The organism is Cryobacterium gelidum (assembly GCF_004403985.1).
Taxonomy (GTDB): domain Bacteria; phylum Actinomycetota; class Actinomycetes; order Actinomycetales; family Microbacteriaceae; genus Cryobacterium; species Cryobacterium gelidum.
This window is the reverse complement of record NZ_SOHL01000003.1, coordinates 343,384-357,534: the sequence shown is the minus strand read 5'-3', so window position 1 is coordinate 357,534 and position 14,151 is coordinate 343,384. Positions and strand designations below refer to the sequence as shown.

Annotated in this window: 13 protein-coding genes; 11 read left to right on the top strand and 2 right to left on the bottom strand. The window is 66.6% G+C overall.

The genetic code is table 11. The features are described from left to right. The 4 genes from E3T50_RS01845 (at nt 1) to E3T50_RS01830 (ending at nt 3,889) form a co-directional block, all read left to right on the top strand. Entirely contained in the window at nt 1-1,053 is a 1,053-nt protein-coding gene (locus tag E3T50_RS01845) for an alpha-ketoacid dehydrogenase subunit beta (protein ID WP_277612653.1), read from the top strand. Then, complete coding sequence (locus tag E3T50_RS01840; protein ID WP_134550295.1) at nt 1,050-2,426, top strand: dihydrolipoamide acetyltransferase family protein; 1,377 nt, start codon at nt 1,050-1,052, stop codon at nt 2,424-2,426. The genes E3T50_RS01845 and E3T50_RS01840 overlap by 4 nt, the downstream gene beginning before the upstream one ends. A 38-nt stretch (nt 2,427-2,464) precedes the next feature. Further along, complete coding sequence (locus E3T50_RS01835) at nt 2,465-3,127, top strand: VOC family protein (RefSeq protein ID WP_134550294.1); 663 nt, start codon at nt 2,465-2,467, stop codon at nt 3,125-3,127. A 138-nt stretch (nt 3,128-3,265) separates the two neighbouring features. Then, the gene (locus tag E3T50_RS01830) at nt 3,266-3,889 is read left to right on the top strand and encodes a LysE/ArgO family amino acid transporter (protein ID WP_134550293.1); all 624 of its coding nucleotides are present in this window, start codon (nt 3,266-3,268) and stop codon (nt 3,887-3,889) included. A 14-nt stretch (nt 3,890-3,903) separates the two neighbouring features. Here E3T50_RS01830 and E3T50_RS01825 read toward each other — a convergent pair whose 3' ends face one another. Further along, nucleotides 3,904-4,506, bottom strand: coding sequence for an SACE_7040 family transcriptional regulator (locus tag E3T50_RS01825; protein ID WP_134550292.1), 603 nt, complete (start codon nt 4,504-4,506; stop codon nt 3,904-3,906). 82 nt (nt 4,507-4,588) lie between these two features. On the opposite strand from E3T50_RS01825, the gene E3T50_RS01820 reads away from it, so the two are divergent. From E3T50_RS01820 to E3T50_RS01800, 5 genes are all read left to right on the top strand, one after another. After that, nucleotides 4,589-6,196, top strand: coding sequence for a carboxyl transferase domain-containing protein (locus E3T50_RS01820; protein ID WP_134550291.1), 1,608 nt, complete (start codon nt 4,589-4,591; stop codon nt 6,194-6,196). A 1-nt stretch (nt 6,197) separates the two neighbouring features. Further along, the gene (locus E3T50_RS01815; protein WP_134550290.1) at nt 6,198-8,264 is read left to right on the top strand and encodes an acetyl/propionyl/methylcrotonyl-CoA carboxylase subunit alpha; all 2,067 of its coding nucleotides are present in this window, start codon (nt 6,198-6,200) and stop codon (nt 8,262-8,264) included. Continuing rightward, nucleotides 8,261-9,427, top strand: a complete 1,167-nt coding sequence (locus E3T50_RS01810; protein WP_134550289.1) for an acyl-CoA dehydrogenase family protein — start codon at nt 8,261-8,263, stop codon at nt 9,425-9,427. Before E3T50_RS01815 ends, E3T50_RS01810 begins: the two co-directional genes overlap by 4 nt. A 91-nt stretch (nt 9,428-9,518) precedes the next feature. Further along, nucleotides 9,519-10,052 carry a MaoC family dehydratase gene (locus E3T50_RS01805; protein ID WP_134550288.1) on the top strand — a complete coding sequence of 178 codons (534 nt, stop codon included), beginning with the start codon at nt 9,519-9,521 and terminating at the stop codon, nt 10,050-10,052. Then, nucleotides 10,049-10,969 carry an HpcH/HpaI aldolase/citrate lyase family protein gene (locus E3T50_RS01800; protein ID WP_134550287.1) on the top strand — a complete coding sequence of 307 codons (921 nt, stop codon included), beginning with the start codon at nt 10,049-10,051 and terminating at the stop codon, nt 10,967-10,969. The genes E3T50_RS01805 and E3T50_RS01800 overlap by 4 nt, the downstream gene beginning before the upstream one ends. 33 nt (nt 10,970-11,002) lie before the next feature. Here the strand turns inward: E3T50_RS01800 and E3T50_RS01795 are convergent, their stop codons facing one another. Then, nucleotides 11,003-11,506 (bottom strand): glutathione peroxidase, encoded by a 504-nt coding sequence (locus E3T50_RS01795; protein WP_134550286.1) that lies wholly within the window; start codon nt 11,504-11,506, stop codon nt 11,003-11,005. Nucleotides 11,507-11,948: 442 nt separating this feature from the next. Between E3T50_RS01795 and E3T50_RS01790 the strand changes: the two genes are divergently transcribed. Both E3T50_RS01790 and E3T50_RS01785 read left to right on the top strand, forming a co-directional pair. Further along, complete coding sequence (locus tag E3T50_RS01790; RefSeq protein ID WP_134550285.1) at nt 11,949-12,164, top strand: hypothetical protein; 216 nt, start codon at nt 11,949-11,951, stop codon at nt 12,162-12,164. 293 nt (nt 12,165-12,457) lie between these two features. Next, on the top strand, nt 12,458-14,143 hold the full coding sequence (locus E3T50_RS01785; protein ID WP_134463821.1) for a ribonuclease J: 1,686 nt from the start codon (nt 12,458-12,460) through the stop codon (nt 14,141-14,143). Nucleotides 14,144-14,151: the final 8 nt, after the last annotated feature.

The following is a 14,151-nucleotide window of genomic DNA, read 5'->3' as shown; positions in this document are numbered from 1 at the left end:
ATGACCACCCTGATGACCCCGGCAATCGTGTCGACGGTTCCCGGTCTCAATGCGCCGAAACCTACCCCGCTGAGTGAGACGAAGACCCTCACGGTGGCGAAGGCCATCAACGAGGGCCTGCGCCAGGCCATGCTCGATGACCCCAAGGTCGTGCTGCTCGGAGAGGACATCGGCGCCCTCGGCGGTGTCTTCCGCGTGACGAGTGACCTGCTCGCGCAATTCGGTGCTCGCCGGGTCATCGACACGCCGCTCGCGGAATCCGCGATCGTCGGCACCGCAGTCGGCCTCGCCTACCGCGGCTACCGCCCGGTCTGCGAGATCCAGTTCGACGGCTTCATCTTTCCCGCTTTCGACCAGATCGTCAGTCAGGTCGCCAAATTTCACTACCGGACCCAGGGGGCCGTGCGCATGCCGATCACCATTCGGGTGCCGTTCGGCGGCGGCATCGGCGCGGCCGAACACCACTCCGAATCGCCGGAGGCTTACTTCACCCACACCTCCGGCCTGCGCGTCATTGCCGTCTCCAACGCTCAAGACGCCTACAGCCTCATACGGCAGGCCATCGCGAGCGACGACCCGGTGCTCTACTTCGAACCCAAGCGCCGCTACCACGTGAAGGGCGAGGTCGTGCCAGAGCTCGGGCTTGTGATGGAGCGGGCCGTCATCGTGCGACCGGGAACGGATGTCACACTCCTCGCCTATGGCGCGCTCGTGACGACCGCGCGGGACGCGGCCCTCGCCGCTTTCGACGAGGGCATCTCGATCGAGGTCATCGACCTGCGCTCACTGTCACCGGTGGATTATGCGGTGGTGGAGGCATCCGTTCGTAAAACCGGGCGACTCGTTGTGACCCACGAGGCGGCGCAGTCGGGCGGTCTCGGTGGGGAGATCATCGCGACCATCACCGAACGCTGCTTCAGCTTTCTGGAATCTGCGCCGGTGCGGGTCACCGGCTTCGACGTGCCATACCCGCCGGCCAAGCTGGAAAGCCACCACCTGCCCGATCTTGATCGCATTCTCGACGGTGTCGACCGGGTTATGGGGCGACGATGATCAAGGTCTTCAACCTGCCCGACCTCGGGGAGGGGCTAACCGAATCAGAGATCGTCGCCTGGCTCGTGGCGCCGGGCGATGAGGTCACGCTCAACCAGCACATCGCCGACGTCGAAACGGCCAAGGCCGTGGTCGAGCTGCCGAGCCCGTTCGCCGGAGTCGTGCGCGTGCTGCACCAGCCGGCCGGTGTGGTCGTGCACGTCGGCGAGCCCATCGTCTCGTTCGACATCGGCGGCGCCGCTGAACCCGACTCTGCTCCAACAGCGGAGGACGCCGCTCCGACCCCCGCGTCGGGCCCAGCTCTGGCCGAGCAGCGCGAAGCCAACCTGGTCGGCTACGGCCCCGCGGTGGAGAGTGGCGGCCACCCCCAGCGTCGTGCCCGCCCGGGTGCTGCCGGGACCCCGGTGCCGGCGGCCGACCAGGCTGACCAGCGTGTGGTCGCCGTGACGCCTGCTGCGACATCGGCCGGAGAACGCCCGCGCTCGACGCCGCCGGTGCGTTCCCTGGCCCGTGACCTCGGGATCGACCTCGCTGCCGTCACCGGAACCGGACGGGATGGCCTGATCACCCGGGATGACGTGCGTACCCACGTCACGGAGTCGGTTCCGGCGCCCGCGCTGCACGGGGCCCCGGAATCATTCCCGGAGCAGGGCGCGGCTCTCGGCGCCGCCGAGCGCGAGACACGCTCGCCGATCAAGAGCCTGCGCAAGCTCACCGCGGCGGCCGTGGTGCAGAGCGCGTTCACGGCGCCGCACGTCACCGAGTTTCTCACCATCGACGTCACGCCGACCGTCGAGCTGCTCGATTCCCTGCGCGCGGACCGGCGCTTTGCCGACGCCGGAATCGGAATCCTCGCCGTGGTGGCCAAGGCCCTCTGCCTGGCAGTGGGCCGCACCCCCGCGGTGAACACCCGGTGGGATGAGCGGGCCGGCGAAATCGTGCAGTTCAACCACATCAATCTCGGCATCGCCGCGGCGACCCCGCGCGGGCTGCTCGTGCCGAACATCGTCGATGCCGACCGGCTCGACCTGCGCGGCCTCGCTGCCGCGCTCGCCACGCTCACGACCGCGGCGCGGGCTGGCACGACCACCCCGACGGCGCTGTCCGGGGGCACGATCACCATCACCAATATCGGAGTGTTCGGCATCGACGCCGGCACGCCCATTCTCAATCCGGGCGAGGCGGCAATTCTTGCGATGGGCGCCATCCGCTCGCAGCCGTGGGAGTATCGCGGGCAGGTCGCGCTGCGCAAGGTGCTCACGCTCAGCCTGTCGTTCGACCACCGCCTGGTCGACGGCGAGCAGGGTTCCCGATTTCTCGCCGACATCGGAAGCATCCTTGCCGACCCCGCCCGGGTACTGACCATGGTCTGACGGTTGACCGCGGTGCGGCGGCGGAGGACAGTGGAGACATGAACGCTCACGGCGGACTCCTCGCCCCCTCAACGACGAAGAAGCAGCTGGAGGGCACGGCTTTCGTGCATCTCGACGGATCCCTTCACGCCACGTTCGCCACGGCGGACTTCGCGTCGGCTCTGGAACTCGTCAACCGGGTCGGCGAGGTCGCCGAGGCCCTGAACCACCACCCCGACGTGCGCCTCGGCTACGGCACGGTGTCGCTCGTGCTGACCTCGCACGATGCCGGGGGAGTCACCGTGCGCGACCTGGACCTCGCGGCCCGTGTGCAGCAGATCGCCGACACCCTCGACGCCTCGGCACGGGCCGAGCCACCAACCCGCTACGACATCGCGATCGACTGCGCCGACGCGGATGCCGTGCGCCCCTTCTGGCGGGTCGGCCTCGGCTACAGCGAGGTCACCGGCGACGATGGTGTAGAACTGCTCGACCCGCGTGGCCTCGCCCCCAAGATCTGGTTTCAGCACATGGAGATCGCCCGCACCGAACGCAACCGTATCCATCTGGACGTCTACGTGCCGAGCGACGCGGCCGAAGACCGGGTCGCGGCCGTGCTCGAGGCCGGCGGTGTACTGCTCAGCGACGAACACGCGCCCGACTGGTGGGTACTCGCCGACGTCGAGGGCAACGAGCTCTGCGTCTGCACCGCAGCCTTCTGAGCTGCTAGACCGGTCGGAGAGCCGTTCGACCGTCGCCTCGGGGCCAGGTCGACCAGACGACCGCCGGCGATCTCGCCGGCGCACCGCTGCGCAGGAAGTATGCCCCAACCGAAGCCCAGAGGACCTAGCGTTGCACGGGTGACGACAACTCTGCTACCTGCCCTGCTGGGACTCGCGACCGGGCTCTCCCTCATCATCGCGATCGGGTCGCAGAATGCGTTCGTGCTGCGCCTGGGCATCGAGGGGCGTAGCCGGGTCATCGTTCCTGTCGTTGTGATCTGCGCGGTGTCGGATGCCGTGCTGATCCTGGCCGGAGTGCTCGGACTGGGGGCGGTCATAGCCGCAGCGCCCGTGGCAATCGTCGTGATCCGCGTGCTGGGCTCCACATTCCTGATTGCTTACGGGCTGTTGGCGGCTCGCCGGGCGATTCGCCCCGGAGCGCTGCTGGTGTCGGGGGTCGTGGCCCCAACCGGAATGCGGGTCGCGGTCATGTCGGTGCTCGCCCTCACCTGGCTGAATCCGCATGTCTACCTCGACACCGTGCTTTTACTGGGTGCCGTCGCGAACCAGCAGGGCACGGCGGAACGCTGGTGGTGGGCCGGAGGCGCCATTGCGGCCAGCGTCATCTGGTTCTCGGTACTCGGCTTCGGGGCGCGCCTACTCCGCCCGTTGTTCGCCAGGCCGGCATCGTGGCGGGTACTCGATGCTGTGATTGCCGTCGTGATGATTGCCCTCGGCGTGCGCCTGGCACTCGGGTATTAGTTCACGCCTGAACGTCATGCGCCGGGCAGGCCGAGGGCTGCGAGGGCCATCTCCTCGAGCAGGGCGCGCACGGCGGGCTGCACCGAGGCGCGTGCGCTGTGTGGTGTCGAGTTCACCAGCCCGAAGGTCGCGTGCGCGCGAATGCGCAGTTGTGCCTCGTCGACCGTCGGGTGCACTCGTTGAAGCACCTGCACCCAGAGTTCCACGTACTCGCGCTGTAGGGCCCGCACCCGATGCCGGTCCGACACGGCCAGGCTGTCGAGGTCGCGGTCCTGCACGCGGATCACGTCCGGGTTCGTTAGGGCGAAATCAACGTGAAAGCGCACGAGGCAGTGCAGGGCGGTCGCGGCATTCGTCGTCGCTGTGACAACGGTGCGGCCTCCGGCGACGAGGTCCTCGCTCACGCCGACCAGCAGGGCCGCGAGTACGGCCTGCTTGCCGGTGAAATGGCGGTATACCGCCGGTCCGCTCACTCCGACGGCGGCACCGAGGTCTTCGATCGAGACACCGTTGAAGCCCGAACGCGCAAACAGCGTGGCCGCTGCGCCGAGCAGGGCGGTGCGCCGGTCGGCCTTGGCCTGGCTGCGCGGAGTGGACGGGCTCTGTTTGCTGGACATTTCAGTTAACAATAGCTAACCTGATCTGAGTTACCGATCATTAACTGTGATTGGCGCCAAGTCGAAGGAGACGCGGGCCGAGATGCACGTACTCACCAGCGAGCTCGACCACAACGCCCCGACCTTTCGTGCCAACGACACCGAGCAGCGCGCCCTCGTCGCCGATCTCCGCCTGCGCCTCGCCGCGGCCGCGCTCGGCGGTCCGGAGGCCTCCAGGCGGCGGCACATCGCGCGCGGCAAGCTCCTCCCGCGGGAGCGCGTCGACCGCCTGCTCGATGAGGGCAGCCCCTTTCTCGAAATCGCGCCGCTCGCCGCCACCGGCGTCTATGACGACGACAGTCCCGGCGCCGGACTCATCGCCGGAATCGGCCAGGTGCACGGCCGCCCCGTGCTCGTCATCTGCAACGACGCCACAGTCAAGGGCGGCACCTACTACCCCCTCACCGTCAAGAAGCACCTGCGCGCACAGGAGATCGCCGCCGAGAACCGGCTGCCGTGCGTCTATCTCGTCGATTCCGGCGGCGCCTTCCTGCCGCGTCAAGATGAGGTCTTTCCCGACCGTGACCACTTCGGTCGTATTTTCTACAATCAGGCACGGCTGTCAGCAGCCCGCATTCCGCAGATCGCCGCGGTGCTCGGCTCGTGCACGGCCGGCGGCGCCTACGTTCCCGCGATGAGCGACGAAACCGTGATCGTGCGCGGCCAGGGCACCATCTTTCTCGGCGGTCCCCCCCTCGTCAAGGCCGCGATCGGCGAGATCGTCTCGGCCGAGGATCTCGGCGGAGGTGACCTCCACTCCCGCGTGTCCGGCGTCACTGATCACCTCGCCGAAAACGACGAACACGCCTTGCAGATCGTGCGTGACATCGTGTCGACCCTGCGCCCACCTGCCAGGTCCGCCTGGCCCGTGCTGCCCGTGCGCGAGCCAGCCGCACTAACCGCCGACCTCTACGGCGTCGTCCCCGTCGACGTGCAGCAGCCCTACGACGTGCGCGAGGTCATCGCCCGACTCGTCGACGCGAGCGAGTTCCACGAATTCAAAAAGGAATACGGCACCACCCTCGTCACCGGGTTCGCCCACCTGCACGGCCACCCGGTCGGTATCGTCGCCAACAACGGCATCCTGTTCGCCGAATCAGCGCAGAAAGGCGCGCACTTCATCGAGCTGTGTGACCAGCGCGGCATCCCGCTGATCTTTCTGCAGAACATTTCCGGCTTCATGGTCGGTAAAGACGCCGAGGCCGGCGGCATCGCCAAACACGGCGCCAAAATGGTCACCGCCGTTGCCACCACCCGCGTCCCCAAACTCACCGTCATCATCGGCGGCTCGTTCGGCGCTGGTAACTATTCCATGTGCGGCCGGGCCTACTCGCCGCGCTTTCTGTGGATGTGGCCCGGCAGCCGCGTGTCGGTGATGGGTGGCCCGCAGGCCTCCGCGGTCCTCGCGACCGTTAAACGCGAACAGATCCAATCGCGCGGTGAGGAATGGCCGGCCGAGGCCGAAACGGCGTTCAGGAAGCCGATCGCCGAGCAGTACGAAGAACAGGGGAGCCCGTACTACTCAACCGCCCGGCTCTGGGACGACGGCGTCATCGACCCGGCCGACACCCGCACGGTGCTCGGCCTCGCCCTCGGCGTCTGCTCAGCCGTACCCCTGCCAGAGCCCGCCTTCGGCCTGTTTCGGATGTGAAATGATGCCCCAGAACACCCTCTTCGATACCGTGCTCGTCGCCAATCGTGGCGAGATCGCCTGCCGCATCATGCGCACCCTGCGCGCGCGGGGCATCCGCTCGGTTGCCGTCTACAGCGACGCCGACCGTGCAGCCAGACACGTGCAGCTGGCGGATGCAGCGGTGCGTATCGGCCCCGCCGCTCCGGCCCAGAGTTACCTCAGCATCGACGCCATTCTCGACGCCGCCGCGCAAACCGGCGCCCAGGCCATTCACCCGGGCTACGGGTTCCTCAGCGAAAACCAGGCCTTCGCGCAGGCCTGCGCTGACGCCGGCCTCGTCTTCATCGGGCCGAGCGTCAACGCGCTGGCCGTGATGGGCGACAAAATCCGCTCGAAGAACCACGTCGCCAGCTTCGGTGTGCCGATCATTCCGGGAATCGCGCGCCCGGGGCTCAGTGACGAAGCACTCATCCGGGCCGCGTCCGAGGTGGGGTATCCGCTGTTGATCAAACCGTCCGCCGGCGGCGGCGGCAAGGGCATGCAGATCGTGCAGAGCGCCAACAACCTCGCCGACGCTCTCCTGACGGCCCGCCGCATCGCCGCGACGGCGTTCGGCGACGACACCCTCTTTCTGGAGCGACTTGTGGCCACTCCGCGCCACATCGAGGTGCAGGTGCTGGCCGACAACTACGGCGCCGTCATCCACCTCGGTGAACGCGAGTGTTCATTGCAGCGTCGACACCAGAAGGTCATCGAAGAGGCACCGTCGCCGCTGCTCGATGCAGCGACGCGGGCTCGCATCGGCGAGGCCGCGTGCGCTGCCGCCCGCAGCGTCGACTATCGCGGAGCTGGCACCGTCGAATTCCTGGTCGCCGCCGACGTGCCCGACGAGTTCTTTTTCATGGAGATGAACACCCGCCTGCAGGTCGAGCACCCGGTCACCGAACTCGTCACCGGCGTCGACCTGGTCGACTGGCAGTTGCGCATCGCCGCAGGGGAGCCGCTCACCCTCCACCAAGCGGATGTCCGCCTGAGCGGGCATGCAATCGAGGCGCGGGTCTACGCCGAAAATCCCGATCGAGACTTTCTGCCGATGACCGGCACGGTGCTGGCCCTGCGCGAGCCGGTCGGCGACGGCATCCGTGTCGACAGCGCATTGCTGCCGGGCCTTCCGATCGGCAGCGCGTACGACCCGATGCTGGCCAAGGTCATTGCCTGGGGCTCCGACCGGGACCTCGCCCTCGCCCGTCTCGACCGTGCCCTCGCCGACACGCTCGTACTCGGCGTCCATACCAATCTGGAGTATCTTCGCCTGCTGCTGAACGAACCCGCCGTGCGCGCCGGGCAGCTCGACACCGGATTGATCGAGCGCACCCTGCCGCACCTGGCTTTCCGGCAGGCCGACGACCATGTGCTCGCGGCCGCGGCTCTTCTCCTGCATTCTGCCACCGAGCCCGAGACGTCGATCTGGCAGCGGCCGAGCGGCTGGCGCCTCGGCGAGCACCGACCCGCCCGGTATACGTTCAGTGTGGACACTGCCAGCGTGCTCACCGTCGGCGTTCTCGGGGATCCGGGCGCAGCATCCGTCACTGTCAGCGAGCGCCCGTCGGCCGTCGGCCGCCTCGCGACCGTGGGCGCCGACCGGATCCGCATCGAGTTCGGGGGCGTGACGCGACTGTACGACGTGGCACGTACCGATAGCCACCTGCATCTCGGCCACGATGGTGTCGCCTTTGACCTGGGGTTGCCCAGCCGCGCCGAGCAACTGGCGGAGCTGCTCACCGGTCGCAACCGGGTTGCGGGCACACTGCGCCCTGAGGTGCGCTCCCCGATGCCGGGCACCGTCGTCTCGGTGCCGGTCAGGACCGGAGACCGGGTGGTCACCGGGCAGACCCTCGCCACTATCGAGGCCATGAAAATGGAGCACAAACTCGTGGCGCCCCTGCCGGGCACGGTCACCATCACCGTCACCCCCGGCGACCTCGTGAGCCTCGACCAGATCGTCGCGACGGTCACCCCCGCGCCCGCCGACCCCGCTGCCAAACCCGGCACCCGTCCACACCCAGACCAGGGAGACCACGAATGAGCTACGAACTCAGCCCCACCCAACAGGCCCTCAGCGATCAGGTGCGCGACTTCGCCGACACCGTCGTCGCCCCGGCCGCCTACGAGTACGACACCAAGCGCAGCCTGCCCTACGGCATCATCGACCAGATGGGCGAGATGGGATTGTTCGGCCTGCCTTTTCCGAAGGAATACGGCGGCCAGGGCAGCGACTACTTCTCACTCTGCCTCGCCGTCGAACAGCTTGCTCGCGTCGATCAGAGCATCGCCGTCACCCTCGAGGCCGGCGTGGGCCTTGGCATCATGCCGGTCTACCGCCGTGGCACCGAGGAGCAGAAGCAGGAATGGGTTCCGCTGCTGGCCAGCGGAAAAGCGCTCTCGGCCTTCGGACTCACGGAAGCGGATGCCGGCTCCGACGCCGCCGGAACCAAGACCACCGCAGAACTCGAGGGCGGCGACTGGGTGATCAACGGCAGCAAGCAGTTCATCACCAACTCCGGCACCGACATCACCCGGCTGGTCACGGTCACCGCGGTCACCGGCCAGTCGACCCGCCCGGACGGCTCGGTCAAGAAGGAGCTCACCGCCATCCTGGTGCCGACCCCGGCCGCAGGTTTCACGGTGCTGCCCGCCTACGACAAGGTCGGCTGGCACACCTCCGATACGCATCCGCTGCTCTTGGACAACGTGCACGTGCCAGAGGCCAACCTGCTCGGCGAGCGTGGCCGCGGGTTCGCAAACTTCGTGCAGACCCTCGACGAGGGACGCATCGCTTTCGCGGCGCTGTGCGCCGGCGCGGCCCAGGGCTGCCTCGACGAGTCGGTGCGCTACGCCAAGAGCCGCAACGTGTTCGGTCGCGCCATCGGATCCAACCAGCACATCGCCTTCAAACTCGCCCGCATGCAGGCACGCGTGCACAGTGCCCGACTCGCCTACTACGACGCGGCGCTGACCATGATCAGCGGTCGCCCGTTCAAGATGGAGGCGTCGATCGCCAAGATGATCGGCAGCGAAGCAGCCATGGACAACGCCCGCGACGCTACCCAAATCTTCGGCGGCTACGGCTTCATGAACGAAAATCCGGTCGCCCGGCACTATCGTGACTCTAAAGTGCTCGAACTGGGCGAGGGTACGACCGAGGTGCAGCTCATGGTCATCGCACGATCGCTCGGCTTCGCGGCCTGATATGCCTGAGCGGCTCGATAAGGCTGAGCGGCCCGATAAGGCTGAGCGGCTCGATAAGGCTGAGCGGCCCGATAGAACTGAGGAGAAGCGGATGCCCGACCCCGGTACCCCCGACCCAGAGACTCACGCCGGTCCGCCCAGCGTCGGGGGGCGCTACCCGGTCGAACAGCGCGGCCTCTTCTTTGAGGAGTTCGACGTTGCCGCCCTCTACCAGCACCGCCCAGGTCGCACGGTGACCGAGGCCGACAACGTGCTGTTCACGACGATGACCATGAACACCCAGGCCTTGCATCTCGATGCGGCCTGGTCGGCCACCCAGCCATTCGGCGAGCGGCTGGTGAATTCGATGTTCACCCTCTCGACCATGGTCGGCAGCTCGGTCGCCCAGCTCACCCAGGGTACGATCGTGGCCAACCTGGGTTTTTCGGCCGTGACGTTTCCGCATCCGCTTCATCACGGCGACACCCTGTACTCGGAGACCATCGTCATCGACAAACGGCTCTCCAACAGCCGCCAGGGGCAGGGGATCATCACGCTCGAACACACCGGCCGCAACCAGCACGGGGTCGTGGTCGGCACGGCCGTGCGCACTGTGCTGGTCTGGTGCCGGGAGGCAGCGCTATGAGCGGCCCGTTCGAGGGCGGCCCCCCCGATGACCCGTTCGATCAGGATTTTGACACGGCTGGCCCCGACCCCTTCGATGACAGCCCCACCGGGCTCAGCCCGTTCACCCCCGCCCCGTTCACGCTCGGGCCCGCCCTGCTGTTCTGCCCGGCCGACCGGCCCGAACGCTACGCGAAGGCGGCCGAGCGCGCCGACGCCGTCATCCTCGACCTCGAAGATGCCGTGGCGCCCGCCGACCGGGCCGCTGCGCGGCGCGCGCTGATCGAGCATCCGCTGCAGGCGGCCCGCACGATCGTGCGCATCAATCCGGCCGACAGTATCGATTTCGCGCTCGACCTGGCCGCGCTCGAGCGCACGGACTACCGCGACGTCATGCTCGCCAAAACTGTCAGCGCCGGCCAGGTCGAACGGCTCGCTGAGTACCGGGTGATCGCCCTGTGCGAAACCGCCGCCGGCATCGTCTCGGCGATGGAGATTGCCGCCGCACACAACGTCGTCGCGCTCATGTGGGGTGCCGAAGACCTTGTCGCCTCACTCGGTGGCACGTCCAGTCGGTTTCCCGACGGACGCTACCGGGACGTCGCCCGCCAGGCCCGCGCGCTGGTGCTGCTCGCGGCCGGAGCCCACGACAAGGCCGCCATCGACACCGTGCACCTCGACATCGCCGATGTGGCCGGACTCGCGCTCGAGGCAGCGGATGCCGTCGCAAGCGGATTCACCGCCTCGGCCTGCATCCACCCCCGCCAGGTCGCCGTCGTTCGCTCGGCCTACCAGCCGACCACTGCCGAAGTCGACTACGCCCTCGGACTGCTCGAGGCCGCCGCGAGTGCGCGCGGTGTCTTCCAATATGAGGGCCGCATGATCGATGGCCCGGTGCTGCGTCATGCCGAGGCCGTATTGCGCCGAGCAGCCCGCTGACCCCGCCTTGTGAGCCCTCGATCGCGCGAGGGGTCAGGCGACCTTGTCGGCCAGGACCTTTTTGATCGCGTTGACGATCTCCGGCGACTCCGGCTCCACCGACGAGGCGAAGCGGTCCACGATCACACCGGCAGGTGTCACCAGAAACTTCTCGAAGTTCCATTTGATCAGCCCGGGGAACAGTCCCTGCTTGAACTTCGTCAGCTCTGCATAGAGCGGATGCTGGTGCTTACCCCGCACATCGACCTTGGCCGTCATCGGAAAGGTCACCCCGTACGTCATCCCGCAGAATGCCGCAATGTCGTCTTCGGTGCCGGGCTCCTGTCCCATGAACTGGTTGCTCGGTAGTCCCAGCACGACCAACCCATCGTCGGCGTAACGCTGGTACAGCGCTTCGAGTCCCGCGTACTGTGGGGTGAAGCCGCACTTCGATGCCACGTTGACGACGAGTATCGCTTTGCCCTTGAAGGCGCCGACGGTGGTTTCGGTTCCATCGATGAGGGTGAGGGGAATGTCGTACAGCGCGGAAGCAGTCATATCGTGAACTTATCGATCCAATCTCCGAGCTTGCTGCACGATATCTGTAGCTGCTCGATGTCTGTCCAGCTGCCCGATTTCTGAGCCTGTCTGGCTGCATGATGTCTGTCCAGCTGCACGATGTCTGTGCCTGTCTGGCTGCACGATGTCTGTCTAGCTGCGCAATGCCTGTGTAGATGGTGTGTTTGCCCCAACGAGCGACGCTATCACCTAGTCTGGTAATAGTTCAGAAACCATGGCGGTCCATTAGAGGATCCGGGTTTCTCAGCCCGCGCGGCGCAGCGCATTTCCCGCCGAACGGGCCAACACCCCAGTTTCACTCGAACCAGTCAGTCAAGGAGCGCACATCGCGCATTCCTGCGGACACTCGAGTGGTCTGTGTCATGTCATTGCTCTGGCCCCCGGTCGGCATCCGTTATCACCAGATCGCACCAGGAGCATCATGAATTCTTACGTTTCGAACACCACCACCCTGCCCAACGAGTTCATCTCCCACACCGCACGGCGTATAGTCACCGGCAGCGGCTACGTGAGCGGAACCGCGCAGCACCTCGACGCCGGTGAGTACGTGTCGCGCCGCCGCGTGACCTCGGCGCCGACGCCTCGCGTCGCGACGTCACAGGTGGCCGACAGCCGGCACTTGGCCGCGGCAGCCTAAGCCAGCACGTTCCGGTCGCGCCGGAATCGACAGATCGAAAGAGGGACTCCGCCGAGCGGAGTCCCTCTTTTGCTTTCTCTACGCGTCGCACCGGCGGCACCGAAACGACGGTCGCCGACGCGCCGGTACACTAGAGACGTATCTGGCCGGTATTTCGATTGCCCGCCAGGCATGACACGAGGTAGGCGTATGCGCGCTGAGGCCCCCCTGAGTATTTCTCGCAGGCTTCGCATGCCCGAGCTCGGTCCCCACACACCTGGACATGCAGTACCGCAGACAACGAAATGAGATTCATGAATAACCACTACCTCGACCTGAGCACTCCGCCGGCCCTGCCGGCTCGCGGCATGCGCATCATCCCGCTCGGAGGTCTCGGCGAGATCGGCCGCAACATGACCGTCTTCGAGCACAAGGGAAAGCTGCTGATCATCGACTGCGGCGTTCTCTTCCCCGAAGACAACCAGCCCGGCATCAACGTGATCCTGCCCGACTTCACGGCCATCCGCGACCGTCTGCAGGACATCGAGGCCATCGTGCTCACCCACGGCCATGAAGACCACATTGGCGCCGTCCCCTACCTGCTCAAGGAACGCGGCGACATTCCCGTCATCGGCTCCAAGCTCACCCTGGCCTTCCTCGCCGCCAAGCTGCAGGAGCACCGCCTCAGCCAGAACTTCATCGAGGTGAAAGAGGGCGAGCGCCGCACCGTCGGCCAGTTCGACCTCGAGTTCATCGCCGTCAACCACTCCATCCCCGACGGCCTGGCCATTGCGATCCGCACCGAAGCCGGCCTTGTGCTTGCCACCGGTGACTTCAAAATGGACCAGTTCCCGCTCGACAAGCGCCTCACCGACCTCGGCGCCTTCGCGCGCCTGGCCGAAGAGGGCGTCGACCTGTTCATGACGGACTCGACCAACGCCGAGGTTCCCGGCTTCACCACCGCCGAGAAGGACATTGGACCGGCGATCGATACCGTGTTCCGCACCTCCCCGCGCCGCATCATCGTGTCGAGCTTCGCGAGTCACGTGCACCGCATCCAGCAGGTCATCGACGCTGCCGTCAAGCACAACCGCAAGGTGGCCTTCGTCGGCCGTTCCATGGTGCGCAACATGGGAATCGCGAGCGAGCTCGGCTACCTGAATATTCCCAAGGGTCTGCTCGTGGACATGAAGGCGCTCGAGCGCATGAAGGACGACAAGGTCGTTCTCATCTGCACCGGTTCGCAGGGCGAGCCGATGGCTGCCCTCTCGCGCATGGCGAACCGCGAGCACGTGATCAAGATCGGCGAGGGCGACACCGTGTTGCTCGCGAGCTCGCTGATCCCCGGCAACGAGAACTCCATCTACCGCGTCATCAACGGCCTGATCCGTTGGGGTGCCAACGTCGTGCACAAAGGCAACGCCAAGGTACACGTCTCCGGCCACGCCAGCGCCGGCGAGCTCGTCTACTGCTACAACATCGTCAAGCCGGTCAACGTCATGCCCATCCACGGTGAATGGCGTCACCTCACGGCCAACGCCGACCTCGCCATCCAGACCGGTGTCCCCGAAGAGAACGTCATCGTCGTCGAAGACGGCGTCGTCGTCGACCTCATCGACGGCCACGCCAAGGTCACCGGCCGTGTCGTCGCCGACTACATCTTCGTCGACGGTATGACCGTCGGTGGCGCATCCACTGCCGCGATGGAAGACCGTCGCAAGCTCGCCGAAGACGGCACCATCACCATCCTCGGCATTCTCAACGCCAAGACCGGCACGCTCTCCGAGCCCGTCGAGTTCCTGGCGCGCGGATTCGTGCACGACGACGAGTGGGTCAAGGGCGCGACCAAGGTCATCGATGAGGCCATGAAGGCCGCGAACCGCATCAAGATCGTCGACGGCGCCGAGCTCGAAGACCTCTTCACGCAGTCGGTGAGCCGTTGGATGAACCGCAAGTACCGTCGCAGCCCGGTTATCACCTCCGTGGTCGTCGACGCGTAACCAGCACT

Coding starts and splice junctions, on each gene's coding strand:
- E3T50_RS01815 (WP_134550290.1), top strand. CDS start 6,198: ATGATGCCCCAGAACACCCTCTTCGATACCGTGCTCGTCGCCAATCGT.
- E3T50_RS01790 (WP_134550285.1), top strand. CDS start 11,949: ATGAATTCTTACGTTTCGAACACCACCACCCTGCCCAACGAGTTCATC.
- E3T50_RS01810 (WP_134550289.1), top strand. CDS start 8,261: ATGAGCTACGAACTCAGCCCCACCCAACAGGCCCTCAGCGATCAGGTG.
- E3T50_RS01785 (WP_134463821.1), top strand. CDS start 12,458: ATGAATAACCACTACCTCGACCTGAGCACTCCGCCGGCCCTGCCGGCT.
- E3T50_RS01845 (WP_277612653.1), top strand. CDS start 1: ATGACCACCCTGATGACCCCGGCAATCGTGTCGACGGTTCCCGGTCTC.
- E3T50_RS01840 (WP_134550295.1), top strand. CDS start 1,050: ATGATCAAGGTCTTCAACCTGCCCGACCTCGGGGAGGGGCTAACCGAA.
- E3T50_RS01820 (WP_134550291.1), top strand. CDS start 4,589: ATGCACGTACTCACCAGCGAGCTCGACCACAACGCCCCGACCTTTCGT.
- E3T50_RS01795 (WP_134550286.1), bottom strand. CDS start 11,506: ATGACTGCTTCCGCGCTGTACGACATTCCCCTCACCCTCATCGATGGA.
- E3T50_RS01805 (WP_134550288.1), top strand. CDS start 9,519: ATGCCCGACCCCGGTACCCCCGACCCAGAGACTCACGCCGGTCCGCCC.
- E3T50_RS01800 (WP_134550287.1), top strand. CDS start 10,049: ATGAGCGGCCCGTTCGAGGGCGGCCCCCCCGATGACCCGTTCGATCAG.
- E3T50_RS01835 (WP_134550294.1), top strand. CDS start 2,465: ATGAACGCTCACGGCGGACTCCTCGCCCCCTCAACGACGAAGAAGCAG.
- E3T50_RS01825 (WP_134550292.1), bottom strand. CDS start 4,506: ATGTCCAGCAAACAGAGCCCGTCCACTCCGCGCAGCCAGGCCAAGGCC.